Genomic DNA, 25,357 nt, shown 5'->3' on the forward strand with positions numbered 1-25,357 from the left:
AGTGCAACAACCGCGGGGTTTTTGCGTTAGATGAGGCTTTGCGATCAGGGGGAACTCGAACTCTTTGCATCCCACGGACCGGCGCAGTGTGACGAATTTGGCTGCGGGCATGCGTGGGAGGAGAGGTATGAGGCTACTGTGAAAGTCGCACCACGTTTATGAACCTGGGGATCGGTATTTGTCTGTGGCCATAACCTGAAGGCCGCAGGTTCAAATCCTGCCCCGCAACCACCGACGCGCCTCGCCGATCAGCCGTATGCGTCGTCTTCATCTTCCCACGGTTCGCTTTGTGGTTCGCATTCCATGAAGATCGCCACGTTTGATTCCCGCCATTCTTTCCATCGTGTCCCTGTGGAAAGCCCCGCAACCGGGGTCTTAGTAAGTCAACGGAAGCGTCCCCAACAACGGTCTGTTGCGGATGACCAACATTGTTTCAATGCCGCCGTATTCACGTCCTTTGTAGAGATAGTTCACGCCACAACTGTCGCACCATATTTTATTTCTTCCGCCGCTAAGCGAGCATTCGGAGCAATCAACCTTCGCCGTTGGAACGTGTGAACTTAAACTTAATGTCGCTATTGGAGCCGGTAAAAAACTCGCAAGGGATACTAGCGACGCACTTAGCGTCGCCAGCAATAGGATCTTTGCCCTCAAGGACTAGCGCGTACCTCAGTGAATAGGTCCGGTCCTCAGAATGAGCGTTCACTATCATCGCGAGCGCAACGGCAAGAGCCGCAAACGTGATGTGCACAAATCGAATCGAAGATGCTCCCATTACGGCAAGCTATCACGCTTTTTCCGCAGGCCCACCATCTGGAGGCCGGCGGATCGAATCCTGCCTCCGCAACCAACGATTCCTGCGAAACCCTTGTGCTTTCAGAAGAGCAGTTCGAAGCTTATCGGGCACTCGGATTCCATGCGATGGACCGCGATTTTACGAGCGACGATGAGAGCGTCAAGTGGAGGACTGCTCTGGATCGGCTTCTCGCCGATCTTTCGAAGAAATAAGGGGCAATCTTTAACCGCTGCAGACCGTTCTCATTTCAGCCTTAGATGGACGGCGCCGTCGTCATTTCAAAGCAGACAAACGGCGAACGCTAGGGGACAAGCGCTCAGGCCAAATCAGGCGCCCCTCCGCCGAAGGGACTGGCGAAGGAAAAGGCCGAATGGCTGAAGCCGGGATTGGTGGGGCGGGCGAAGTTCCTGAAGGCGAGGGAGATGCTGCGTCATGCTTCCTTGAGGCAATTTAGGAGGAATAGCCCATCTACTCGTCCATTTCATTTATATTAGCGGCGGCGTAATATAGGAACTTATTGGCGATACTGCGCGGGAGCGCATTTGCCCAATGAGACAATTTAGTAGCGAACCAGTTCTTGATTCTAAGGACCTCGGCTTCGACAAGGCGCGGCTGGCGCGACTGAAGCAGTGGATGCAGCGCTATGCCGACACCGGGCGCTGGCCTGGCGGTGCCGTGCTCATCGCGCGCCATGGAAAGCTCGCCTTTTTCGACTGCGCCGGGCACGTCGACATCGAAGCCAAGCGGCCTTGGCAGCGCGACCTCATCGCCCGCATCTACTCGATGACTAAGCCTGTCACCGCCGTCGCGCTGTTGATATTGTACGAGGAGGCGCGAATTCATCTCGACGATCCGGTCGAAGCTTACCTGCCGGAATTCAAAGACATGCAGCTTCTGATACCGGCCGCAACGTCGCTCGACCAAACCGTGCCCGTCAAAACGAAGATGACGATCCACCATCTGCTGACGCACACATCTGGCCTAAGTCTTTTTACGAACCCCGGAATACTCGGCGAAGCTTATGCCAAAGAAAAACTCGGCCTCGCCCTTGCCTACGGTGGGCTCGACAAGATGGTGCGCAGGATCGCCGAGCTGCCATTGGAATGGGAGCCGGGTACGAAATGGCAATACAGCACCGGGTTAGATGTCGTCGGCCGCATCGTTGAAGTCGTTTCCGGTATGACGCTCGACAAGTACTTCGCGACGCGGATATTCGAGCCCCTCGGCATGGACGACACCGGTTTCTATGTGCCGGAGTCCGGGATCGGCCGCTTCCCCCCGCTCTATGAGGCTACGGCTGGCGGCATGGCGTTGCACGAAGCGCCGGAGGTTTCGGCCTGGGGGCAAGGTAAGGTTGATACTTTTTGCGGCGGAGGCGGGCTAGTCGGAACCATCGACGACTATTGGCGGTTCGCCGAAATGCTACGTGCTGGAGGTGAGCTCGACGGCGAACGCATCCTTAGTCCCCGCACTTTGAAATTGGCGGCGTGCAATCACCTGCCAGGCGATCTTGCCTCGTTGGCAGCCGAGGTTTGGGCCGAGACCCAATTTGATGGCGTCGGGTTTGGTCTGTTGGGCTCCGTCGTCCTCGATCCGGCCAAGGCACAAATTTCGGCGCAGGTGGGAGACTATGGCTGGGGCGGGGCGGCAGGCACCTTCTTCTGGGTGAGCCCGGTCGACGACATGGTTGTGATTCTCTTCACGCAACTGTTGCCCTCGAGCGCCATTCCCGTGCGCAAAGAACTGCGCGCACTCGTCCATGGGGCGTTGACAGGGGCCTGAAGCCGGCGCGCCACTCACCATCATTGCCACCATCACGGCCAAGCCCGGAAAGGAAGCGTTTTCGGGCGTTGCTTGATGTCAAAAAAGCGCTCCGTCCTGACCGCCCCACTACAAAGCGGGTTGTTCAGATCCCCTGAGATGCTCGCGAGATTTGGGTCGGAAGTCGGTGGAGATTTCTATCTGGGCGCCGTTTCGCGATGCCACCTGTGTGGTGTGAACGCCGCCCCCGGGAAAAGGACCGTCTTTGGCAAAACGCCGCCGGTGGTTACGCTAGTGGGTCGTTGCTGCTAACTTCCAAGAATTCCCAGAAGGACAAACGACGCCATCGAAGCGCGCAGTACCCTCTAGGGACTGGCGACTTGTTACGAAACCACGGCATCCATTAACCCTGTCGTGGGTGTCGATCTGTTCGATAACTCCGGCGCTCCCGGTCGACGGATTTGCCCACGCGAGAGCTTTCGTTCCGACAGTTCCGCGGCCGACCACCTCTGCAATTACAGCTTGATCGCTGACTGGGGCGGCGCCGGGTGAAACGGAGGGCGCGGCAGACACTTCGAGAGGTTCGGTGCGTGAGCAGGCGGCGAGAAAGGCCATGCACGTGCACGCGATGACGACAATTCGTTTCATGCAGAGAATGATGGATATGAAGAAGACTATTTCAACCCACCGCGCATCAACTTTGGGGGAGGGCAGCGCCGCCTTCCCTGGTCCGGGTCAGGGCAAAGGCGATCGACATCGTGCCATTGATCGATCTTGCTGAACAACAGCCGAGGTCGCCGCTTCCGCTCAGCCGGGCTTGAATCCGATCACCATCGAGTCCGGCCCCAGCAACGGCTCGACGCGCGTGGACACGAAACCGGCGTCGCGCATCCAGGCTTGGCAGTCGGCGCCGGTGTAGTCGAACCCTCCGCGGGTCTCGATCAGCATGTTCAAGCTCATCAGCAGGCCGAAGGCGTTGCTTCGGCGCTCATCGTCGATGACGGCGTCGTAGACGATCAGGGCCCCGCCGTTCGGCAGCGCGGCGAAGGCTTTTTCCAGCAGCATCCTCTTCTCGGCAAGATCCCAGTCGTGGAGGATATGACCCATTACGATCACATCCGCATTCGGCATCGGGCTGTCGAAGAAATTGCCCTGTTGGAAGCGGATGCGGTCGGCAAGGCCGTGCCGGGCGACGAACTCGTCAAATATCGGCTGCACGGCGGGCAGGTCGAAGCCGAGACCCTGGAGATGCGGATGAGCTCGGGCGATCACCACCGGCACCATGCCTTGCGCCGCGCCCACATCGGCGAAGGTCGTGTATTTCGACCAGTCGAACTTGGCGGCGATCGCCTGCGCCGCACCGGCGCTGATCCCGCTCATCGCCTCGAGGAACCCGCGCAGTCGTGCCGGCTCCGCATATATCGCCGCGAAGAAGTCCTCGCTGTGCTTGGCTTCGTTCTGTGGTTCTCCCGTGTGCAGGGCTTCGGTAAGCGAACCCCAGAAACCGTAGAGCCGGGCATTGGCCATTTCGAGGATGCCGCCGATATAGGATGGCTTGACCTTGTCGAGGAAGAGATCCGTATCAGTGGCATTGCGATAGCGGCCGTCCTCGCGTTCGAGCAGCTTCAGGGCCACCAGGGTGTCGAGGAAGTCGCGGGCTGAGCGGGGATGCAGTTTCAGCCTGGCCTGCAGCTCGGGCAGGTCGGCCGAGCCGGCAGCGAGCTCGGTGAAGACGCCGAGCTCGACCGCGCTGAGCATGGCTTTGGAGGCCCAGAACCCCATGCCAAGCCGCATGATGTTGTCTGGCGTGGTTGCGCCCATCGCTCGTCTCCTCGTAGATCGTGTCGTCGAACGGCACCCGGGATTGGTGCGGTAACCGAAGTGGTCCGACGGCGCTGTGAAGCAGAACGTTCCGTCTCGTCGAGGCACCCCGCAAGAAAAATAGAGCGTTTTAAGTTGGGGCACAATTAATCAAGAATCACTAGCCAAGAGCCCGCGGCTGAGCGGTGATTCCGACACCTGACGTTCACTGCGAAGTAGGCTCGCAGATCGCCGGCAACGCCTCACAAAGTTCGCCGCCCTCTGGAGCAATGCATTGTCTAGATTGTTCCCAGGCGGTGTGTTTTGCGCCATTCTTCGTATTCTGTCCGGGCATCGCCATGCAGCGGATAGTAGCGCTGCAACGAGCCGCCCTCCATAAGTTTCGCTCGCGAGAACTCCTCCCAATCGTGATGCATTTGCGATTCTTCGATTACCTTCGGGGCCATTGCGACTGGAAGCACCACCACCCCGTCATCGTCGGCGACGATGATGTCTCCGGGGATCACGGTGACACCGCCGCAGGCAATCGGAACGTTGACGGCGTTGGGATAGATGCCAGTCTGCACATGATAGTTGGGCGTCCAGCCGCGCAGCCACAAAGGGAGATCGAGCTTCTCGACATTGGGCCGATCGCGCATGCACCCATCGATCACGATGCCGGCGCCGCCTCTGCCTTTGAAATAGGTCGACATCATATCGCCAAAGACGCCCGAGCTCATGTCACCGCGCGCGTCGACCACGACCACATCGCCCTCCTGCACGTGATAAAGCACATGGCGGTGCAACTGCGTCTCCGGATCTGCATATTCTCCCTCGGTGAAAAGGTCGGGCCGCTGCGGCAGGAATTGAAGCGTCAGCGCCGGGCCGACGATGGACTTCCCGCGGCTCTGCGATACCGGGCCGACCATATGCGGATTGCGGAAGCCCATATGGCCGAGCGTACCGGCAATGGTCGCGGCGCCGATCTCCTTCAGTGCGTCGATCATGTCTCTGGGCGGTCGCGGAATATCGGGCGTATGCGTCATCTTAGGCTCCGGTGGATGAAACTACCAGTTTGTAACAGAACCGTCGCGGCGCTTGAGGTGAGGCGCTTCCCAGAAACGAAAGCTCTCCGCCTTGATCGCTTCTTCGTTGACCTCGACCCCGAGCCCCGGCAGATCGCTGACCGGATAGTCCGGGCCGTCGAGCCGTGGTTGCAGGGGAAAGAAATCGGAATTGTCGAAGCCGAGCTTCGCTTCGGGCGCCCTGGTCTCGAGCCATGCGAAATTCGGCACCGCGGCGGCGAGATGGATGGTCGCGGCCGTGCAGACTGGGCCGAGGGGATTGTGCGGCATCAGGTCCACATAGTGCGCCTCGCTCCAGCCAGCGACCTTCATCGCTTCGGTGAGCCCGCCCACATTGCAGATGTCGAGCCGGTTGAACTGATGGATGCCACGCTCGATATAGGGCAGGAATTGCCACTTGCTGGCAAATTCCTCGCCGATGGCGAAGGGGATGTCGGTCATGGTGCGCAGGGATTCGTAGGCCTCTGGTGTCTCGTCTCGTATTGGCTCCTCGAGGAAATCAAGCACGCCACGGTCGAGCTTGTTACAGAAGCTCGCCGCCTCGGCCACCGACAGCCGATGATGATAATCGATGCCGAGGACGACGTCGTCGCCCAGCGCCTCGCGCGCCTTGTTCAGCATCGCTGCGGTAACGCCGATCGACTCCCGCGGCTCAAAGATGTCCTTGCTGTTTTGCCCGATGGGGAAGAAGCGGATCGCCTGCCACCCTTGTGCGCGGAGTTCGCGGGCTCGTTCGATGGCAACCTCGCCCTCGGCCTCGTCGCCGGTCGAGGCGAAGGTCGGAATGCGGTCGCGCTGCTTGCCGCCCAGCAGTTCGTAGGCTGGAACCCCCAGCGCCTTGCCCTTGATGTCGTGAAGGGCGATGTCGATCGCGGAAATCGCCGCCTGCAGAACGCGCCCGCCTTCGAAATATTGGCTGCGATAAATTTCCTGCCAAATCCGACCAGTCTGCATCGCGTCACGGCCCATGAGAAATTCGCGATAGTGTTCGATCGCACCGGCGACGGCCTTCTCGCGACCGCTCAAGCCGCTCTCGCCCCAGCCGAAGATGCCGCTGTCGGTCTCGACCTTGACCAGCATCTGGTTGCGCGTTCCTACCCATACTGGGTAGGGCTTGATCGCCGTGATTTTAAGCTTCGTCATCCACGCCCTCGTTTCACCCGCATCCGCCTGCTCTCAGTTGGCCTTGAGGGCCATTTCCGTTTCGCCGTCAAACAGATGCATTCGCTCCTGATCGAACTCGAGCCAAATCTGTTCGTCGGGCGTGACCGCAATGGTCGGCGGCACGCTGACATTGACGATGGCGCCTGATAGGAACGCCTGCACGAAGGTGACATCACCGGTCGGCTCCACCGTGTAGGCTTTGGCAGGGACGCTCCCAGGCGTCGCACTCTTGTGCAGCTTGATCGTCGAGTGGCGCGCGCCGAGCACGACTTTCTTGGTGGATGACCTTGCAACTTTCTGGGCATTTTTTGGCGAAAGCTCGAGGCGCCATCCCTCCGCGCTGATCAACACATTGTCGCCGCTTGCCGTTGATGCCTCCAATGGGACTAGGCTCATGGCCGGGCTGCCGACGAAGCTGGCGACGAACATGTTCACCGGATTGGCAAAGACCTGCGCCGGAGTATCGTATTGCTGCAGATAGCCGCCGTTCATCACCGCCATCCTGTCGGCCATGGTGACCGCTTCGAGCTGATCGTGGGTCACATAGATGATCGTCGCCTTGAGATCCTGGTGGAAACGCTTGATCTCCGACCGCATCTGCACCCGCAGCTTTGCGTCGAGGTTGGAAAGCGGTTCATCCATCAGGAATACGGCCGGATCGCGAACGAGCGCACGGCCGAGCGCCACGCGCTGCTGTTGGCCGCCCGAAAGTTCGCGCGGCTTGCGCTCGAGGAGCTGCGTCATGTCGAGCACCCGCGCTGCTTCCCTGACCTTCTTGTCGATCTCGTCGCGTGGCAGTTTGCGCATCTGCAGCGGGAAAGCCAGGTTTTTGTACACGGATTTCTGCGGGTAGAGCGCGTAGTTCTGGAACACCATTGCGATGTCCCGGTCCTTGGGGTCGAGGTCGTTGACCACCCGCTCGCCGATGACGATGTCGCCGGATGTGATAGGGATGAGCCCCGCCACAAGATTGAGCGTGGTTGTCTTGCCGCAGCCTGAAGGACCGACGAGCGCAACGAATTCGCCGTCATTGACCGTCAGCGAAACATCGTTGACAGCTTTGAAGCTGCCATAGGTCTTGACCAGATCTTTGAGGACCACGTGGGCCACCGGCAACTCCCTAGTGCTTGACCGCGCCTTCGGTGAGGGCGCGTACGAAGTATCGTTGAAGGACAAGAAACAGGACGACGACCGGCACGCTCATCATGAAGCTGGCCGCCATAAGACCCGGAAAGTCCGTCGTGTTTTCCGAGAAGAAGCGCTGGATGCCGACCGGCAGAGTCAGCTGCTCGTTCTTGGAGAGGAAGGTGTAGGCGTAGATGTACTCATTCCATGCGCCGATGAAGGAATAGATCGCGGTGGCGATGATTCCCGGCGCCGAGAGCGGCATGACGATCAGGAGAAAGGCCTGGAACCGTGTTGCCCCGTCGATGCGCGCCGCTTGTTCGAGTTGCACCGGGATGTTGTCGTAGAAGCCCTTGAGGAGCCAGATTGCCAGCGGCAGGCCGAATGTGAGGTAGGTCAGGACAAGCGACCCGTGCGTGTTCACCAGCCCGATCGCGCGCATCAGGATGAAGAGCGGCACGAGGAAGATCACTGCCGGGAACATGTTGCGAAGCAAAACGGCAAAGAACAGAAAGTTCCGGCCCGGGAAGGTGAAGCGCGAAAACGCGTAGGCCGCAGGAACGGCCACGATCACCGAAAGGATGGTCGTGGCGGTGGAGACGAAAAGGCTGTTCCAGAAGAAGCGCAGGAAGTCCTGGCCGACGCTGTTTTGCGGATCGAGCAATTTCTGGTAGCTGGCGAGGGTGGGTTGGTCCGGCCACCATTGCGGCGGAAACTGCATGGCCGCGAAGCCGGATTTGATAGAGGTGATCAACATCCAGATCATCGGTAATGCAGTGTAAAGCAGCATGAACACAAGGAAGATGCGTCCACCCCACCGCCATCCGTCGATGCGGATACGGCGACGGGCCTGGCTTCGATGAGCAGTCTCGGCGATCGCGCTCATGCGCTCCCATCCTTCTGCTCATTCCCGCTCAGCGCGCGGACGTAGAAGTAGCCGAGCGACATCAGGATCAAGAACAGCAGCACCGAATAGGCCGATGCCACCCCCCAGCGCTGGCGGCCGAAGGCGAGTTCATAAATGTGGGTGATCCAGATGTGCGATGCGTTCGAGGGCCCGCCGCCGGTCATGATCCAGGGGATGATGAAAGAATTGAAGTTGGCGACTGCCAGCAGAAGGATCGTCACCGTCGAGACGTTTTTCAAGTGTGGAAAGGTGACGTGCCAGAAACGCTGCCATGCGTTGGCTCCGTCGACTTTTGCGGCGCGCAGCAACTGGTCGGGAACGGTCTGCAGGCCAGCCATCATCATGATCATGGCAAAGGGAAACTCTCGCCAGATATTGACGACGATCAACGAGGGCAGCACTGTGCTGACGCTGTCGATGAAATTCGGCGGCCGATCGGCCCATCCGAGGCCGACCAGCACCGCGCCGATGATCCCGAAGTCGGAATGGTAGATCCACTTCCAGATGTAGGAGGCGGCGACCGCGCTGATGACCCAGGGAATGATCAGGATGGCTCGCAGAATTCCGCGGCCGAGAAAGTCGCGATGGAGCGCCAGTGCGCAGGCAAATCCCAGGACAAATGAAATGAGAGTGGATCCCAGTGTCCAGATAAGAGTGTTCGAGGTGACCTTCCAGAACACCGGACTTGTGAGGATGGCGGTGTAGTTGTCGAAGCCGACGAAGATCTTGTCCCGGAGCTGCAGGCCAGGCGGTGTATTGAAAAACGACAGTTCGATCGTGTAGTAGATCGGGTAGGCAATGACGATGAGCATCACGGCGATCGCGGGAAGCACGTACGCATAGTCAGCGCGATGCTCCAAGATGTTTCGCAGCACGCCGGACCGATCCGGTTGCAGTCTTCGGTGAGCCTCGGCCTTGCCAGTCAAGATCGTCACGGTGCGGTGCCCTTATTCTTCGGAACAAACCGGCTGCAATCGAGGTGCAGCCGGTCAGATCGTCAGGATTGACTAGAGTCCGCCGTCCATCAGGTCTTTTACCTTCTTGGCTGCGTCGTCCGCTGCTTGGTCGACTGTCATCGCCCCGGTGAGGGCGTTCTGCAGCATGTCCGGGACGATGATATTCATGATCTCAGGCGACTGCGGCAGCGCCGGGAACGGGATGCCGTAGGGCAGCATCGAAGTCGTGACATCAAGGAACTTGATGTTATCAAGACGTTCCTTCATCCACTTGGTCTTGAAGCCGTTCAGGTTGCCCGGGTTCGAGCCGGCATAGGCCATCTTCAGCGACCATTCGGGGCTCGTCCACATGCAGATGATGGCCTTTGCGGCCGGCTCGTCTACCTTGCCGCCCTCGACATATTCCGGCTTCAGGATGTGGATGTTGGAGCCGCCGAACACGACGGCACGCTTGCCGTCGGGGCCAGTCGGAATGAGGCCGTAGCGCATGTTGTCGATGACGGTCTGGGCTTTGTCCTTATCGCTGCCCGTCGTCTTCTTTTGCAGGTCGAGCATGACGTTGTAGTCGGACGGGTGCGAGATCATCATGCCGAGCTGGCCAGCGAGGAAGAGCGGTTGGTTGTCGGCCTGCTGGTTGGTGAGCGCCGAGACCGGAACCGACTTGTCGCGAACGTACATGTCGTAGGAGGCTTGCAATGCGGCCTTGCTCTGCGGGCTATTGAGCTGGACCTCCTTATAGGTCGGATTGGCGGTCGCTTCGTCGAAGACGCCGCCGCCATAGGCCCACAGCTGCGGCATGAACCGGTACGGCGTATTGCCGGCATTCTTGCGAGCCACGAGGCCGTAGCCGGCAATGCCGAGCTTGTCGTGGATCTGCTTGGAATATTTGACGACGTCGTCCCAGGTTGCCGGAGCCTTGTCCGGATCGAGGCCTGCACGCTTGAAGATGTCGGCGTTCCAGATGAACGCCATCGTCTCGTTGTTGGTTGGAATGCCGTAGGTTTCCCCCTCCCAGGTCACAGCCTTCATGGCGCCCGGCCAGAAATCCTCGGTCGAATAGCCTACATCCTCGGGCTTGAGCGGCTGCAAATAGCCCTTCGAGGCGAACTCGGTGCCGCCGAGGATTTGCAGGCGGACCGCCATGGGCGCGGCATTGCCTAAAAGCGCGGTCCGGAACTTGTCCAGCAGGTCGTTATAGGTGAGGGCTTGTTCCTCAAGCTGGATGTTTGGGTAGGTCTTGCGGAAGGTCTCGAAGAAGTCCTTGTAATACTGGCGCAGGAGGTCGGGGTCGCCCTCGAATACGCCCTGATACCAGAATGTCAGGCGGCCCTTATAGTCGAGCGGGGTAACCTTGCCGCAATCGGCCGCCGTGTCGAACTCCTGCGTGCCGGCGATGGAGCGCACATATTGCGGTGACCACTGGCTCAAGTCGACCGGCGCACTGAGCGCAGACACGGACATCAACGATACCATCAAAGCAGTGGATACAGTGCCGCGTACGACGACACCGCCGAGCGAAAGACTCGTCATAGGTATTCTCCCAGGTTTTCTCCCAAGCCGCTCTGCATCGAGGCGAGCGGTCTTGCTCCCAGGCCGTGGGATTCTCCCACTTAATGTATCCCTTCGACCTTATCATACGTTTTCATGTCAAGGATTGTCTGTCAACTGAAGAAATCGTACATTGTTTTGGGAGGTTTTGCATGATATCCCGAAAATGTATGTATGGATTGGGGACAGTCTTGACTGAAACAAGCGAATTTAAAGCACAGCCCCCTGAGGGGATCGATGCTACAGGGGCCTCGAGCGAGGGCGCGTCTGTTTACCAACTGATCAGGGACGACATCATCGAAGGGCGGCTCGCGGCCAACGAGCGGCTCGTCATCACCGATCTCGCCCGGCGCCACGGCACCTCGACCAACCCCGTGCGAGAGGCTTTGCAGCTGTTGCGCGGGGAGGGCTTTGTCACCTTCTTTCCCAACCGCGGAGCGCGCGTCCGGCCCATCGATCAGGACTTTGTTCGGGATATCTACGAGATCGGCGTTTTGATCGAGCCGTCACTGACGCGCTGGTTCGTGAATATGGCGACGGTGGAGGACATTGCTGAACTCGAACGCATCCAAAGCCTCATTGAAGAGAACAACTTTGCCGACACGGTAAGGCATAGCGAACTGGACACCGCCTTTCATACCGTCATGTACCGGAAGCACTACAACCGCCATGCCGCCGAGCTTTGGTGGAAGCATCGCGAAGTGCTTCGAGCCGTGAGCCGCCGCTTCGATTTTACGCTTGCCCGGCGTGCGGCGATCCTGAGCGAGCATCGCGAGCTCATCGCGCATGTCAAAGCCGGAAGGGCGAACGAGGCAGCCGAACTTATTGCACGCCACGTCGAAGGCTCAGGCCGACACATCCTCGAACACATGCGTGCGCGTAACGCCGCTCGCGCCGGATGAATATCGTTACCCGGAACACTTCAGGTAAAGGCAATTGAGATGAAGATCACCAGCGTTCGGCCGTGGCTAATCAAGTCCGATTCTTCCTATTGGGGAGAGTTTCTGTTTGTCGAAGTGACGACCGACGAGGGGGTGAGCGGCTGGGGAGAGATCACCACCACGACAAGGCTCGCCAATCGCGCCCTCTGCACGATCTTGCGGCAGATCGGCGCCGCTTTGATGGGCGAGGACCCGGCGCGCATCGAGTATCTTTGGCACAAGATATTCCGCAGCTTCACCTACATGGGCAGTCGCGGCGCCGCCGTCGAATGCGTGAGCGCCATCGACATAGCCCTCTGGGACATCTGGGGCAAAGTCCTTGGCAAGCCGATTTACGAGCTGTTGGGCGGGCCGGTGCGCGATGAAATCGCGCTCTACACCCATCCCAACCAGGCCAAGTTTACCAGCAAAGAGGCGGTGGTCAGGGAAATTCGAGACATCGTCGAGTCCGGTTACACAGCGCTCAAGTTCGATCCTTTCCCCTACCAGGGCAGCACCGCCGATGGACAGGCTCGCGAACAGCGGGACGGCTACCTCGATGGCAGCATGACGCGCAAGGATGAGCGTGAGGCCGCCGAGCTCACCGCCCTGATCCGCGAAACGGCGGGCTCTGATGTCGACATCCTCATCGATGCGCATGGCCGGTTCGACGTTCCCACCGCCATTCGCCTTTGTCGGAGCCTCGAGGAAGCTGGCCAGATCGACTGGTTCGAGGAGCCCTGTCCGCCGGAGAGCCTCAATGCTCTCAGACAGGTCCGCGACAAGGTCAGCGCCCCTATCTCGTGGGGCGAACGCGGCCACACGAAGTGGGATTTCGTGCCGGTGCTCGAAAACAAGCTCGCCGACTACATCATGCCTGATGTCACCTGGACCGGCGGCATTACCGAGCTCAAGAAAATATCAGCCCTATGCGAAGCCTACTACATCCCGGTATCGCCGCATGACGCCGCAGGACCGATCAACGTAGTTGCCGGAGCGCAGGTGATGATGACCGTTCCCAACTTCTACAAGCTTGAAACGTCGGAGTGGAACCTCGGCAAATACGACCACCTCATCGACACACCGCTCGATGTTTCGAACGGCAGCCTAAAGCTTACACCGAGGCCCGGTCTCGGCGTTGAAATGAACCGCGACTACCTTGAAAGCCACGAGATAGATCTGGCCTAGCAACGCTCTACGCCGCCGCCGTGTGCGGCAGCGATCCCGCCGACCGAAACGAGGATAAATCATGCCAGAGGCATATGCAGCCGACGAGGCGCTCAATCGGGTCAACACGCATTCCAAGCCTTCCGAGCTTCGCATAACCGACATGCGGGTAGCCGAAATTGTCGACGCGCCGTTCACCTCGGTGCTGCTGAAGATTTATACCAACCAGGGCATTGTCGGGCTTGGCGAGGTCCGCGACAGCGCCAGCGCCACCTACGCGCTGATGCTGAAGAGCCGGCTGCTGGGTGAGAACCCTTGCAACATCGATCGACTGTTTCGCCGGGTCAAGCAGTTCGGCGGGCATGGACGGCAAGGCGGCGGCGTATCGGCGGTTGAAATCGCCTTGTGGGATCTTGCCGGAAAAGCCTATGGCGTCCCCATCTACCAGATGCTCGGCGGACGATTTCGGGAGAAAGTGCGCGTCTACTGCGATACCGACGCCGCTGTGGCGAGCGGCACCGCAACCGGCAAGCGCCTCAAGCAGCGCATGGAGCTCGGCTTCACCTTCCTGAAGATGGACCTGGGGCTGATGCAGATCGCCGATGTGCCCGGTGCCGTCGTCTTTCCCGCCGGCTCACTGGAAGGATACCGCGACCGTCCCAGCCGCGGGCCGCTGAAGACCATTGAAGAGCGGCTTGTTCGCAATGCAGCCTACGATTTGCATAACGTCCAGCATCCGTTACCGGACTCCACTTTTCCGACAAGGGCCTCGACCTGCTCGAGCAGTACATCGCCGAGGTGCGTGAGGTCATCGGTATGCAGGTTCCGCTTGCGATCGACCATATCGGCCATATCTCGATGCAGAACGGCATTCGCCTTGCCAGGCGAATTGAGAAATACGTGCCAGCCTGGCTCGAGGATGTGATCCCGTGGCAGTATACCGAGCAGTATCGACAGCTGCAGGACTCCACCACGGTGCCGATCTGCACCGGCGAGGACATATACCTCAAGGAGGGCTTCGAGCCCCTGCTCAAGAGCGGCGGCGTCTCCGTGATTCACCCGGATCTGCTCACCACTGGAGGCATCCTCGAGACCAAGAAGATCGGCGATATGGCGCAGGACCATGGTGTTCCCATGGCCATACACATGGCGGAAAGTCCGATCGCCGCAATGGCCGCCGCGCACGTCGCGACGGCAACCGAAAACTTCATGGCGCTCGAATACCACTCCGCCGATGTCGACTGGTGGGACGATATCGTTACCGGGCTTCCCAAGCCGCTGGTGAAGGACGGCTTTATCACTGTTCCGGACAAGCCGGGCCTGGGGATCGACGACGTCGTCGACGAGGTGATCTCGCAGCATCTGCAGCCGGGGGTCACCGGCATCTGGCAGCCTACGGATCATTGGGATGATGAGTATTCCTGGGATCGCACCTGGAGCTGAACGGACGGACCTATGAAGATCACCGACCTGCGCTGTGCCGTTATCGGCAAACACCCGATCGTCCGCATCGTCACGGACGAGGGCCTCTATGGCTTGGGCGAAGTCGAATTCACCAAGGCCTATCTCAAGCCCTGGGTGCTGCATTTCCGCGAGGCGCTGATCGGCGAGGACCCGACCGACGTCGAGAGAGTGATGCTGAAGATCCGCCAGCGCGGCTCCTTCAAGCCATACGGCGCGGCGGTGAGCGCGATCGAGCATGCGCTGTGGGATATTGCCGGCAAGGCCGCGGGCGTGCCGGCCTATAAGCTGCTCGGCGGCAAGGTGCGGGACAAGGTGCGGGTCTACAACGGCTCGGTCCGCCGGAAACGCTCCGGCGACCGGCCGGAGGATTACGCCGCTGACGTCAAATGGATGATGGAGCAGCCGCAGAACTTCTTCATGATCAAGCAAGGAATCTCCTTCCACTCCAACATGAAGGACACCATCGAGGGCTTCCACTACGGGGTGACGCAGAGGAAGGCCGGCTATCACGGTGCCATGGATCAGGGCGCAATCAGTGAGCGGGGTTTCAATCACATGCTCGACTGCGTGATCGCGATGAAGGAAGTGCTGGGCGATAAGGTCAGCCTGGCGCTCGACTGCGGCCCGGGCTGGATGCTGCCAGATGCGATCAGGTTCGCTCGCGCGGTCGAGAAGTACAATTTGATGTGGCTCGAGGACATGCTGACCGGCGACTACGTGCCGTGGGTCAATCCGCAGGCCTACCGGGAACTGACAACCTCCACTTCGACACCGATCCACACTGGTGAGCAGATCTACCTCCGGCACAATTTCAAGGAACTGATCGAGACGCAGGCAGTCCGCGTTATCGGCCCCGATCCAGCCGATATTGGCGGCATCGCCGAGCTCAAATGGGTCGCCGAGCATGCCTACATGCACTCGATCCTGATGGCACCGCACGGCACTGCCAACGGGCTGCTCGGTCTCGGCGCGCTGATCAATGTCTGCGCCACGTTGCCGGCAAATTATGTCGCCTTCGAATATCCGACTGCTTCGGACCCCTGGTGGGAGGATCTGGTCATCGGCTTGCCACCTGAGATCGTCAAGGACAGTATGGTGGATCTACTGGAAGCGCCGGGCCTGGGCCTCGATATCGACGCTGAAGCGGCAAGGAGATTTCTCCGGGAAGAGGATGCGGGCTTTTTCGACTGAACCTTGCTCCACCTGCCGTGCCTCCTGTCGGGCGCCAGGAAACAGGGCTTGCGCCAGTCCTTAAATGCCCGACCCGTCCAGTTGCTCGTCGTCCTCGCCTTCCCAGGGTGAGGGCATCGAGGTGCGATTGGCCGAGGGCATCGGCATCCAGCACTTCAACTCCGGCTCGGCATATTCGATGATGTGCCCGGGCGAGGAATCCGAGGCACGCCAGCCCTCTCCACCGAACTGATCGCCATGCGACCAGTAGGCGAGGTCGACTTCCGCCGGCCCCTGTTCGGACGCACGGATCGTCACCAGGATGCGGCTGCCGTCTCTCGGTGCGCTTGCCATCTGGCGCCAGCGGTCTTGCTCGTCCATCATGTTCCTCCTGCCTTGCTGCAGTGCAAGTGTTGCTTCGCCAACGAAAACGGTCAACTCAAACTTTGGGAAACCATCGCCCGTTGATCGACAACCGCGGCTGCGTGACGGAGATGACCGAAGCCCAAGCGTTGGAGGCGGCCGAAGAGATGGGCATCCCCGTCGCCTGAGCGGGGTTGACGCTTCTTTATCGAAGCCAGAGGGAATGCATCCGAAGCGTAGGAATACGATGTGCCGCGCAGCCCCGTGGAGCTGCGCGGCACTGTCCTCAGTTCTTCTCGCCGAGTTTTCGGTCAAGAAAGTCGTGAATGAGCGGCGCCATTACGTCCAACTTGTCCTCCAGCGCGAAATGGCCGGTATCGAGAAGATGCAGTTCGGCATCCGGGAGATCACGGAGATAGGGATGCGCGCCTTCGGCCGGGAAGATTTTGTCGTTCTTGCCCCACACGATCAGCGTCGGCGGCTTGTGATCCCGGAAGAAGGCCTGGAACTGCGGGTAGAGCGGCACATTGGTGCGATAGTCATAGAAGAGATCCAGCTGAATGTCCTTGTTGCCGGGTCGATCGAGCAGCGCCTGGTCATGAACCCAGTTGTCGGGGCTGATGCGGCTCAGATCGCTCATGCCGTCCGTGTACTGGAATTTCGTGGTCTCGAGGGTGACCAGGCCAGAGAGCCCGTCGCGGCTTTCCTTCGAGCCGTCAGCCCAATATTTTTTGATTGGGTCCCAGAATTCGCGAAGGCCCTCATCATAGGCGTTGCCGTTCTGTACGATGAGAGCCGTCACGCGATCCGGATGCTTCAAGGCGAGGCGATAACCCACCGGCGCACCATAATCCATGACGTACATCGCATATTTTCTTGCACCAAGCTGATCGAGCAAACCGTCAACAAGGTCGGCATAATGACCAAAGGTGTAGGCGAATTTGGTGTGGTCCGGAGCGTCACTCTGCCCGAAGCCAGGATAGTCCGGTGCGATGACCCGATAGCGATCGGCGAGAAGCGGCATCAGATTGCGGAACATATGCGAAGACGTCGGGAAGCCATGCAGCAGAACGACGACCGGGCCGTCTTTTGGGCCTGCTTCGCGGTAGAAGATGTTCACACCATCGACCGTTGCGGTCCGATAGTTGACCGTGATGGCAACCTGCTGGACAATGGCGGCTTGGGCGGGCGTGGGCGATGCCGCAAAAGACATCGGGGCAAAGCTGACGGTTGCCAGCATCAGGGTCATGATCAGGCGTTTCATGGCGGTCTCCTTCGGGTTTGAGGCGCCAGCTGCGGCTGCCTTGGAGATCAACATAGCCTTCCACGAAAAAACGATAATCCGCTCAATGCGGAACTGATAATTACGGTGTGTGTAATAATCGGAGGTACGGCCCCTGCTTGATTCAGGAGCTGTGTCCCAACATTCCGGCCCGCAATGCTGAGATCTGGCGCTCAAGGCGGCTGGCGATTGCGGCGGTGGCGCTAGTTCAACAACCGGTTTTCGCGCAGGCGGGCCGTTGCCATATCCACGAAGGCCCGTACCTTGGCAGGCGCGTGCCGCCCCTCAGGATGAAGGATGTGGATGGGCATTGGCGGCTCTTCAAAGTCGCTGAGGACGATCTGCAGCTCCCCCGCCAGCAGCGCCGGGCCGATCTGGTAGTGCAGGACTCGGGTCAGTCCCCAACCTGCGCGGGCGGCTGTGATGACGGCGTCGTTGGTGTTGCATTGTAGAAGCGGGTCGATCGTCACCCGCTGATCGTTTGCAAAACGCCATTCCGGCGATGCCCAGGCGCTTGTGGAGGCCGCGATGCGATGGTTCTTGAGGTCGGCCGGCGTGATGGGAACGCCGTGCGTCTCGAGGTAGCTTGGAGAGCCGCAGATCACATGCCGAACAGTTCCGACCTTTATCGCCGAGAAGCCTGAATCCCGCAGGTGGCCGATACGAACGGCGACGTCGACCCCTTCTTCGACAATATTGACCGGGCGATCGATGAAGAGGGTCCGTGCGTGCATGGTCGGGAAGGTGTTCAGGAACTCGGTCACGATGGGCAGCACATACATCTGCCCGAACAATGCTGAAGCCGTGATCGCCAGCGTCCCCGTCGGAGTGGCGTAGGAGCCACCCGCCGCAGCCTCTGCTTCGGCGATATCCGCCAATATGCGGCGGCAATCCTCGAAATATCGTGTGCCTGCCTCCGTCATCTTGACGGAGCGTGTCGTGCGAACGAAGAGGCGGGCGCCAATCAGATCTTCAAGCGCCGCGACGGCGCGGGTGACAGCCGGTGCACTCATATGCATGTGGCGCGCGGCATCTGCAAAACTTCCGGTTTCTGCAACCCTGGCAAAAATCCGCATTGCCTGCCATCGATCCATTCGCCCCTCAAAGATTGCTTGTGTTGCTCTCACGTGACCATCGGCCAGATATGTATCAATCGGGAAAGAGATCGAGCAAGGCCATTTCGAGACTGATACCAATGACATGACTGGAAGCGTCACGAAAGGATGGCGGTGGCTATGCCGATCGCAACAGAGATGGGTCGATATAGGACGCCGCCAGTTTTTCGATGTCGGCACAGGTTTGCCCATCTATGCCGGCTTTCATGGCGCGCTCGCGGTGTTCGGCGTCGGGTGCGAGCGCCACGGCTATCGCCTTGGACAGTTGGAAGTCGAAGCTCGAGCCCTTGCGGGCCATATCGATTTCAGCCCCGGACATGCCGAGTGCCTTAGCGTCTTTTTCCTGCTGATGAGCGATATCGGAATCGCCACGTCCGGCGGTAAGCGCGAGCTCGATCGACAGCCGTGCGCGCGCATCGAGCTTGAACCCTGCCATGGTGGCGACCTCCTTGATCTGGACCTGGCGTTAGAAGCCGAAGTCACTCAAGCCGGGGTGATCGTCCGGCCGGCGGCCGAGTGCCCATCGGAACTTGCGCTCGGCCTCGGAGATCGGGTGCTCGTTGATGCTGGCATGGCGCGTCCGCATCAGCCCGTCCTCGGCGAATTCCCAGTTCTCGTTGCCATAGGCACGAAACCACTGACCGCTGTCATCGTGATACTCATAGGCATAGCGAACGGCGATGCGGTTGCCCTGGAAAGCCCACAGTTCCTTGATCAACCGGTAATCGAGCTCGCGGTTCCATTTGCGCCTGAGGAAAGCTTCGGCCTCGGCGCGATTGGTCGCGAATTCGACGCGGTTGCGCCAGCGCGTATCGAGTGTATAGGCGAGCGCCACCTTGGCGGCATCGCGGCTGTTCCAGCCATCTTCGGCAAGGCGGACCTTTTCGATGGCGCTCTGTTCATTGAAAGGGGGAAGTGGCGGACGAGACATGGTCGGTTCCTTTATGGGCTGGAATGGAGAGTGCGGCGGTGGTCGCCACGCGGCGACCACCGTCCGTTATTCATGTTGCAAAGACGATGAAGGTTGAAAAAGAGCAAGATGCTGTTGCGTCGGATGCATCAATGGGAACCGTCAGAGTTCGAGCTGGATCTGGTTTTCCTCATCACTCTCCTGTTCGGCAGGAACCGAGCAGCACAGCAGCACTTCGCCTTCGCCAATCGCTGCCGTCGGCTCCTTGATGTAGGTCACCGCACCCTTGATGAGCTTGGTCCGGCATGTGCCGCAATTGCCTTCCCGACAACTGAATTCCGGGCTGAGGCCGCGCGCTTCCGCCAGCTCCAGCAATGTGCCAGCCTCGGGTGTCCAGCGGGCTTCCTTCAACGATCCCATGAAGGCGACCGGTACGGGCTTTGTGGATGGCGGTCGACGGGCTGGCGCGGCCACCCCGACGTCCAGCGTCCGCTTCAGGGATGACGGGCCGAAAGCCTCCGCGTGAATGCGCCCATCGGCAATATTGTAGTTGCGCAGGCCATCGTAGAGTGACTGCGTGAATTGCGGCGGGCCGCAGAGATAGAAGTCATAATCGTTGAATGGCAGATGGCGGGTGAGGAGTGACATATCGATCCGCCCGGTGGCGTCGTAGTCGGCGCCTTCTTCGGCGCCTGTGACATCGCTCAAGACCCGGATCAGCCTCACGGCGCCTCGCGCGGCGTCGACAAGCTCGGCGATTTCCCGGTCGAAGGGACGCTCCTGTCTGGAACGCGCCGCGTGAAAGAGAATGATCGGGCGAATGCGCTGCTTGCGCAGCCCCTCGTAGACAACGTGGCGCAGCATGGCGAGCAGGGGCGTGATCCCCACGCCGCCGGCAAGCAGCACCGCCGGACGGGTCACGCGGACGTCAACGGTAAAGCCGCCGGCCGGCGCACGCGCCTCGATCGTGTCGCCGACGCTGATATGATCGTGGAGATAGCTCGATACTGCGCCATCGCGCTTGACACTGATACGATAAAGGCCGTCCGAGGGTGCCACCGACAGGGTGTAGGTTCTGATGACAGGCTTGTCCGCGCCGGGAAGGCTGATGCGGATCGGCAGATGCTGGCCGGCGACATGGGGCAGCAAACCTGCCCCATCGCTCGGCTGAAGGTGAAACGAACGGATGGAAGCGCTTTCCTCCACGATCCTGGTCACGGTGAGCGGGCGCCAGCGGGTGGCGAGTTCGGCAGCGCGCAGCCGGTCGGCCGCCTGCGCCCAATCGCCGGTCATCAGCGAATTGGCGGACCAGCCCTCGTCGCGGAAGGACCAGCGCAGGGCCAACGCGTTCCTCCGGCGGACGATGCGGCGTGCCTTGAACGTCCACAGTCGCTCGGCGCCCTGGAAGGCAGCTATCTCCGGTGAATCCAGGATAAGCTCGGCGTCGCCGGTCATCTGCAGCATGTCGCCGCTGGTATAATCAACGAAGACAAGCCCGGCCTTGCCGTTCAACAGGATGTTGCCGAGCGTTGCGAAAAAGAGGTTGCCGTCGAAGTCCGGGATCGTCAGTGACCCGTCGTCGGCAACGCGAACGAAGCCGGCCTTGCCGCCGCGATGCGACACGTCGACCTGACGGCGATCTTCGCGATCGGCATAAGAGGCGACGAAGAATGCATCCGCTGCCGCGATCATGGCGCGCGCAGCATCATCGAGGTCAGGCAGGTCTTCAACGGTGCCGGCAAAATCTTCGCCGGGATTTCGAACGAATTCGAAATCCCGGAGCTGAATGTAGCGCGGGCAGTTTCCAAAACTTTGGTCGACATCGACACGGAAGCCATCGGGCAAATTGGAGACGAAGCCGTTCATGCGGTTGCGCCGCCTTGTGTGCATCTCGATGCCAAGCAGGCCAATGGGCAGGCCCTCCGCCAAACCCTCGCTTGCCGGGTCTCTGGCATCTCTCCTGGCCGCAATATCCAGGGTCGTCGGCGATGGAGAGGACATGAAGCCCGGACGCCCTTCAAGGAAGGTCGCCCAGGCGTCGCCGCGGCTATCGACGCTGCCGAGCACGATGAACGGCAGCTGAGCGTAGAAGTCGCGGTGCTGGTCCGGCATGTAATCGCGAATGACACGTTGGCCGACGGCCGCCATGCGTTCGGCGACGCCCACCTTCTGCTGAATATAGGTCTCGCCTTCATGCCAGACCGGCAGCGTCTTCAAGGTCTCATTCATGTCCGTCTCTCCTCGAAAATGAAGATCGGGCGCATGCAGCCGCACGCCCGTGTGCTGGCGTCAGGCGGCTAGGCCAACGGGTGTTTGAACGAACGGGACGAAGCCCGGCAGCGCTTCGATACGACGAAGGAACGCGTTGACGGCGGGGTAGGTGGAGAGATCGACGTTGCCTTCCGGTGCACGGGCCACATAGCTGTAGATCGCAACATCCGCGATCGTCGGCCCATTGCCGACGAGCCAGTTGTGATCGGTAAGCTGGCTTTCGAGGTTGCGGAGCAGGGCATGGGCGCGAGCGATAACCTCTTCGGGATTATACTTGGCGCCGAAGACGGTGATCAGCCGTGCCGCTGCCGGACCATAAGCCACTTCACCGGCGGCAACCGACAGCCAGCGCTGGACGGCGGCGGAGCCTTTGGCGTCTTCGGGAAGCCAGTCCGTGCGGGTCGCTTTCTTTGCGAGGTAGACCAGGATGGCGTTGGAGTCGGCGATCACGACGTCACCATCCTCGAGCACCGGCACCTGGCCGAACGGGTTGAGCTTGAGAAATTCCGGCTTCTTGTGTGCGCCGGACTTCAGGTCGACTTCGACCAGCTCGTGAGGCAGGCCAAGCAGCGAGACGAACAGACGTGCCCGATGCGAGTGACCCGAAAGAGGGTGATGATATAGTTTCATGATGCGCTCCTGCGAACTCTTCCGGCCGGGTCCATTCCCGATCCGCATGCCGAAGGTGCGATAGGCGGCCGTCAATGAGAACGGCCGCGTTGCGCAGTTCATAATTACAGATGACGCAATAATTCCGAAAAGCTGCCGGCGGGATCGACGCGACCTGACGTAAACTGCAGGGCCACGACTTCCTATTGATTATGACCCCCGAGCTTCGGAGCCCTTTGCGTTGTGTGATCCAGGCGTGCTGCGTGCGTTAAGAACTTTGTTCAGCGGCGCGGCCATTGCATTTCGATCACGCAACGAAATGATGTCTTGCCTGGATAACGTCTTCACCATCAGGACGCTTTGTCGGATTCTGCCGCCTGGAACGGGATTTCACGGGTGACAGAAATGTACGACGACATCATGATAGCCGAATGGATTGAAGCTACGCTCACGGCGCAGGCCACGCTGCCGGACGGAAATAATCTGGCAGAGCATCCCCAGGGTCCGAGCCGTAGCCCTAGCGAGCGTTTTCTGACCGACAACGATTATTTTGAACGCTTACGAAACACGTATGAGCAACTGCTAGCGCACTAAAGCGCCAGCCGTAGCTCCGTGACTGACAATATACGCGAGATCGATGATCGCTGGCGCCGCCGCAGCAGCAGTCTGCTGCCGCGAAGTCCCGGGTCGATCACGCCCGATACTTTTTCATCTCTTCCCAATTTTCCCACCTGCTTGCCAAAAAACCACAATTGCCTCACTTAGTTCACACATCCACCCTCGGCATTAAGAATTGGATCAAGACTGAATGCGCATAGCCTATGTTTTTCTCGGTGCATTTCTTGCACTCGCCCCGTCCGCCTATGCCGAGGTCGCAGCGCCGCCGGTTTTAAAACCGTTGACGCGGCAGGCGCAGGCGGCTGAGCTCAGCGCGCAATTTCTCTCGCGATACAGCTACAAGCCGGTTCCGCTCGACGATGCCTTATCGGGCAGGGTGATGGATCAGTTCGTCAAATCGCTTGATCCCGACCGCATGCTCTTCCTGCAGGCCGACGTCGACAAGTTCATGTCCGACCGCAGCGAGATCGACGACGCCATCGAACGACAGGACCTGAAGATCCCGTTTGCGATCTTCAACGCCTATCAACAGCGCGTCGTCGACCGCATGACCTATGCGCGCAGCTTGCTCAAGCAGGGCTTCGATTTCAGCGGCAAGGAAGATTATGCGGTGCTGCGCGACAAGGCACCCTGGCCGCAGTCGGAAGCCGAGAGCAACGATCTCTGGCGCAAGCGCGTCAAGAACGACTGGCTGCGGCTGAAGCTCGGCGGCAAGGACGACGCGGCGATTCGCGAAACCCTCGACAAACGCTATGAAAACACGCTCGAGCGCGCTTACAAGTTCAAGAGCGACGACGTCTTCCAGTCGTTCATGGATGCCTATTCGAACTCGATCGACCCGCATACGGATTATTTCGGCGCGGCGGCTTCCGCCGACTTCAATGTCTCGATGAAGCTTTCGCTGTTCGGCATCGGCGCGGTGCTGCAGGAGCGCGACGATTACACGACGATCCGCGAACTCGTGCCCGGCGGGCCGGCGCAACTCTCCGGCAAGCTCGCCGTCGGCGACCGCATCACCGGCGTCGGCCAGGGCAAGGACGGGCCGATCAAGGAAGTGGTGGGCACACGCCTCGATGAAGTCGTGCAGATGATCCGCGGCAAGAAAGGTTCGGTGGTGCGGCTCGACATCCTGCCGGCCGATGCCGGCGCCGATGGCGTGCATCGTGTCGTCAACCTGGTGCGCGACAAGATTAGCCTCGACAAGCAGGCGGCCAGGAAAGCCGTGCTGTCGGTGAAGGCGGGCGAGACCACGCGCAAGATCGGCATCATCACCCTGCCGGTCTTCTATGAGGATTTCGAAGCCAAGAACAAGGGCGACAAGGACTACAAGAGCGCCAGTCGCGATGTCGCCAAGCTTCTTGAGGAACTGAACCAGGAAAAGGTCGACGGCGTTCTCATCGATCTGCGCAACAATGGCGGCGGTTCGCTTGACGAGGCGATCGATCTCACCGGCCTCTTCATCGGCAAGGGGCCGGTCGTTCAGCAGCGCGCCGGCAACGGCAAGATCGAGGTCAAGAGCGCCGACCTGACAACGCCGGCCTGGACAGGTCCCTTGGGGGTTCTGATCAACCGCGGCTCGGCCTCGGCTTCGGAGATCTTTGCCGCGGCGATCCAGGATTACGGCCGCGGCGTGATCATCGGCGAGCCCAGTTTCGGCAAGGGCACGGTTCAGACGGTCGTCGATCTCGACCAGGTGGTTCACAACAGCAAACCCGAATTCGGAGAGCTGAAGGTGACGATCGCCCAGTTTTTCCGGATCAACGGCGGCACGACGCAGCTGCGCGGTGTCACCCCCGATATCAGCCTGCCCGCATTGTCCGATCCCGCGAGCTTCGGCGAGACCAGTTATGACAATGCCCTGCCGTGGGCGGAGATCAAGCCGGCGAAATATGCGCCGGAAGGCGATGTTACGGCATTGCTGCCGGCCTTGCAGAGCCGCCATGATGCGCGGATCAAGGGCGATCAGGATTTCCAGCGTCTGCTGCAGGACATCGCCGATCTGAAGGCGCAGCGCGAGAAGGGCGTCGTTTCCCTGAACGAAGCCGAGCGCCGCAAGGAAGCGGCGGCCCGGGAGGCGCGGTTCAAGGCGCGGGCCGAAGCCGGTGATGGCGAAGATCTTGCCGGCGACGACGGCCTGCAGGCGGACGAGCGCAGCCTGAGCGCCGATATCGCCATGGAAAACGCCCGCAAGAAGGCGAAGGACGTCCTGCTCGACGAAGCCGCCGCCATTGTCGGGGACGAGGCGGATTTGCAGGGCGGCGCTGTAGAGGCCGCCACGAAGCCGTCGGGAAAGGCGGAGCAGAAATAGGCGTAACCGGCGCCGATA

The 25,357-nt window shown here is 60.1% G+C and carries 21 protein-coding genes and 1 pseudogene; 7 read left to right on the forward strand and 15 right to left on the reverse strand.

Going from position 1 to position 25,357, the window contains the following annotated elements; genetic code table 11:
• Positions 1-1,345 precede the first annotated feature (1,345 nt).
• Positions 1,346-2,578, forward strand: coding sequence for a serine hydrolase (locus tag HJC04_RS04035; RefSeq protein WP_221144905.1), 1,233 nt, complete (start codon positions 1,346-1,348; stop codon positions 2,576-2,578).
• 270 nt (positions 2,579-2,848) lie between these two features.
• Here HJC04_RS04035 and HJC04_RS04040 read toward each other — a convergent pair whose 3' ends face one another.
• The 8 genes from HJC04_RS04040 to HJC04_RS04075 form a co-directional block, all read right to left on the reverse strand.
• The gene (locus HJC04_RS04040) at positions 2,849-3,205 is read right to left on the reverse strand and encodes an RT0821/Lpp0805 family surface protein (protein WP_221144907.1); all 357 of its coding nucleotides are present in this window, start codon (positions 3,203-3,205) and stop codon (positions 2,849-2,851) included.
• 159 nt (positions 3,206-3,364) lie between these two features.
• On the reverse strand, positions 3,365-4,378 hold the full coding sequence (locus tag HJC04_RS04045; protein ID WP_221124006.1) for a methyltransferase: 1,014 nt from the start codon (positions 4,376-4,378) through the stop codon (positions 3,365-3,367).
• A 278-nt stretch (positions 4,379-4,656) separates the two neighbouring features.
• A complete protein-coding gene (locus HJC04_RS04050; protein WP_221144909.1) occupies positions 4,657-5,403 on the reverse strand; it encodes a ribonuclease activity regulator RraA in 747 nt (248 codons plus the stop codon).
• A gap of 21 nt (positions 5,404-5,424) precedes the next feature.
• Positions 5,425-6,585, reverse strand: coding sequence for a mandelate racemase/muconate lactonizing enzyme family protein (locus HJC04_RS04055; protein ID WP_221124007.1), 1,161 nt, complete (start codon positions 6,583-6,585; stop codon positions 5,425-5,427).
• 33 nt (positions 6,586-6,618) lie between these two features.
• Entirely contained in the window at positions 6,619-7,716 is a 1,098-nt protein-coding gene (locus HJC04_RS04060; RefSeq protein ID WP_210632576.1) for an ABC transporter ATP-binding protein, read from the reverse strand.
• A gap of 10 nt (positions 7,717-7,726) precedes the next feature.
• The gene (locus tag HJC04_RS04065; protein WP_210632577.1) at positions 7,727-8,617 is read right to left on the reverse strand and encodes a carbohydrate ABC transporter permease; all 891 of its coding nucleotides are present in this window, start codon (positions 8,615-8,617) and stop codon (positions 7,727-7,729) included.
• Entirely contained in the window at positions 8,614-9,573 is a 960-nt protein-coding gene (locus HJC04_RS04070) for a carbohydrate ABC transporter permease (protein WP_221144911.1), read from the reverse strand. Before HJC04_RS04070 ends, HJC04_RS04065 begins: the two co-directional genes overlap by 4 nt.
• 72 nt (positions 9,574-9,645) lie before the next feature.
• Positions 9,646-11,124, reverse strand: coding sequence for a sugar ABC transporter substrate-binding protein (locus HJC04_RS04075; RefSeq protein WP_210632579.1), 1,479 nt, complete (start codon positions 11,122-11,124; stop codon positions 9,646-9,648).
• 209 nt (positions 11,125-11,333) lie between these two features.
• Between HJC04_RS04075 and HJC04_RS04080 the strand changes: the two genes are divergently transcribed.
• The 4 genes and pseudogenes from HJC04_RS04080 to HJC04_RS04095 all read left to right on the forward strand — a co-directional run bounded on the left by HJC04_RS04080 (position 11,334) and on the right by HJC04_RS04095 (position 15,884).
• On the forward strand, positions 11,334-12,044 hold the full coding sequence (locus HJC04_RS04080) for a GntR family transcriptional regulator (RefSeq protein ID WP_210632580.1): 711 nt from the start codon (positions 11,334-11,336) through the stop codon (positions 12,042-12,044).
• Between the two features lie 39 nt (positions 12,045-12,083).
• Positions 12,084-13,250 (forward strand): mandelate racemase/muconate lactonizing enzyme family protein, encoded by a 1,167-nt coding sequence (locus HJC04_RS04085; protein ID WP_221144913.1) that lies wholly within the window; start codon positions 12,084-12,086, stop codon positions 13,248-13,250.
• A 61-nt stretch (positions 13,251-13,311) separates the two neighbouring features.
• Positions 13,312-14,672, forward strand: a pseudogene (locus tag HJC04_RS04090) (mandelate racemase/muconate lactonizing enzyme family protein).
• A gap of 12 nt (positions 14,673-14,684) precedes the next feature.
• Positions 14,685-15,884, forward strand: a complete 1,200-nt coding sequence (locus HJC04_RS04095) for a mandelate racemase/muconate lactonizing enzyme family protein (RefSeq protein ID WP_210632583.1) — start codon at positions 14,685-14,687, stop codon at positions 15,882-15,884.
• Between the two features lie 60 nt (positions 15,885-15,944).
• Here HJC04_RS04095 and HJC04_RS04100 read toward each other — a convergent pair whose 3' ends face one another.
• The 7 genes from HJC04_RS04100 to HJC04_RS04130 all read right to left on the reverse strand — a co-directional run bounded on the left by HJC04_RS04100 (position 15,945) and on the right by HJC04_RS04130 (position 22,434).
• Complete coding sequence (locus tag HJC04_RS04100) at positions 15,945-16,244, reverse strand: hypothetical protein (RefSeq protein ID WP_092751436.1); 300 nt, start codon at positions 16,242-16,244, stop codon at positions 15,945-15,947.
• 268 nt (positions 16,245-16,512) lie between these two features.
• The gene (locus HJC04_RS04105; RefSeq protein WP_221144915.1) at positions 16,513-17,490 is read right to left on the reverse strand and encodes an alpha/beta fold hydrolase; all 978 of its coding nucleotides are present in this window, start codon (positions 17,488-17,490) and stop codon (positions 16,513-16,515) included.
• A gap of 221 nt (positions 17,491-17,711) precedes the next feature.
• Entirely contained in the window at positions 17,712-18,602 is an 891-nt protein-coding gene (locus HJC04_RS04110; RefSeq protein WP_210632650.1) for a LysR family transcriptional regulator, read from the reverse strand.
• Between the two features lie 139 nt (positions 18,603-18,741).
• On the reverse strand, positions 18,742-19,059 hold the full coding sequence (locus HJC04_RS04115; RefSeq protein WP_259668792.1) for a hypothetical protein: 318 nt from the start codon (positions 19,057-19,059) through the stop codon (positions 18,742-18,744).
• A gap of 30 nt (positions 19,060-19,089) precedes the next feature.
• Complete coding sequence (locus tag HJC04_RS04120; RefSeq protein WP_210632586.1) at positions 19,090-19,554, reverse strand: DUF1348 family protein; 465 nt, start codon at positions 19,552-19,554, stop codon at positions 19,090-19,092.
• A 141-nt stretch (positions 19,555-19,695) separates the two neighbouring features.
• The gene (locus HJC04_RS04125; protein WP_221144917.1) at positions 19,696-21,762 is read right to left on the reverse strand and encodes a pyridoxamine 5'-phosphate oxidase family protein; all 2,067 of its coding nucleotides are present in this window, start codon (positions 21,760-21,762) and stop codon (positions 19,696-19,698) included.
• Between the two features lie 60 nt (positions 21,763-21,822).
• On the reverse strand, positions 21,823-22,434 hold the full coding sequence (locus HJC04_RS04130; RefSeq protein WP_210632588.1) for a glutathione S-transferase family protein: 612 nt from the start codon (positions 22,432-22,434) through the stop codon (positions 21,823-21,825).
• Positions 22,435-22,818: 384 nt separating this feature from the next.
• On the opposite strand from HJC04_RS04130, the gene HJC04_RS04135 reads away from it, so the two are divergent.
• Positions 22,819-23,007, forward strand: a complete 189-nt coding sequence (locus HJC04_RS04135) for a hypothetical protein (protein ID WP_210632589.1) — start codon at positions 22,819-22,821, stop codon at positions 23,005-23,007.
• 214 nt (positions 23,008-23,221) lie between these two features.
• Entirely contained in the window at positions 23,222-25,339 is a 2,118-nt protein-coding gene (locus tag HJC04_RS04140; RefSeq protein ID WP_221144919.1) for a carboxy terminal-processing peptidase, read from the forward strand.
• The last annotated feature ends 18 nt before the right edge of the window (positions 25,340-25,357 follow it).

Source organism: Rhizobium sp. NLR8a (genome assembly GCF_019685235.1).
Taxonomy (GTDB): Bacteria; Pseudomonadota; Alphaproteobacteria; order Rhizobiales; family Rhizobiaceae; genus Rhizobium.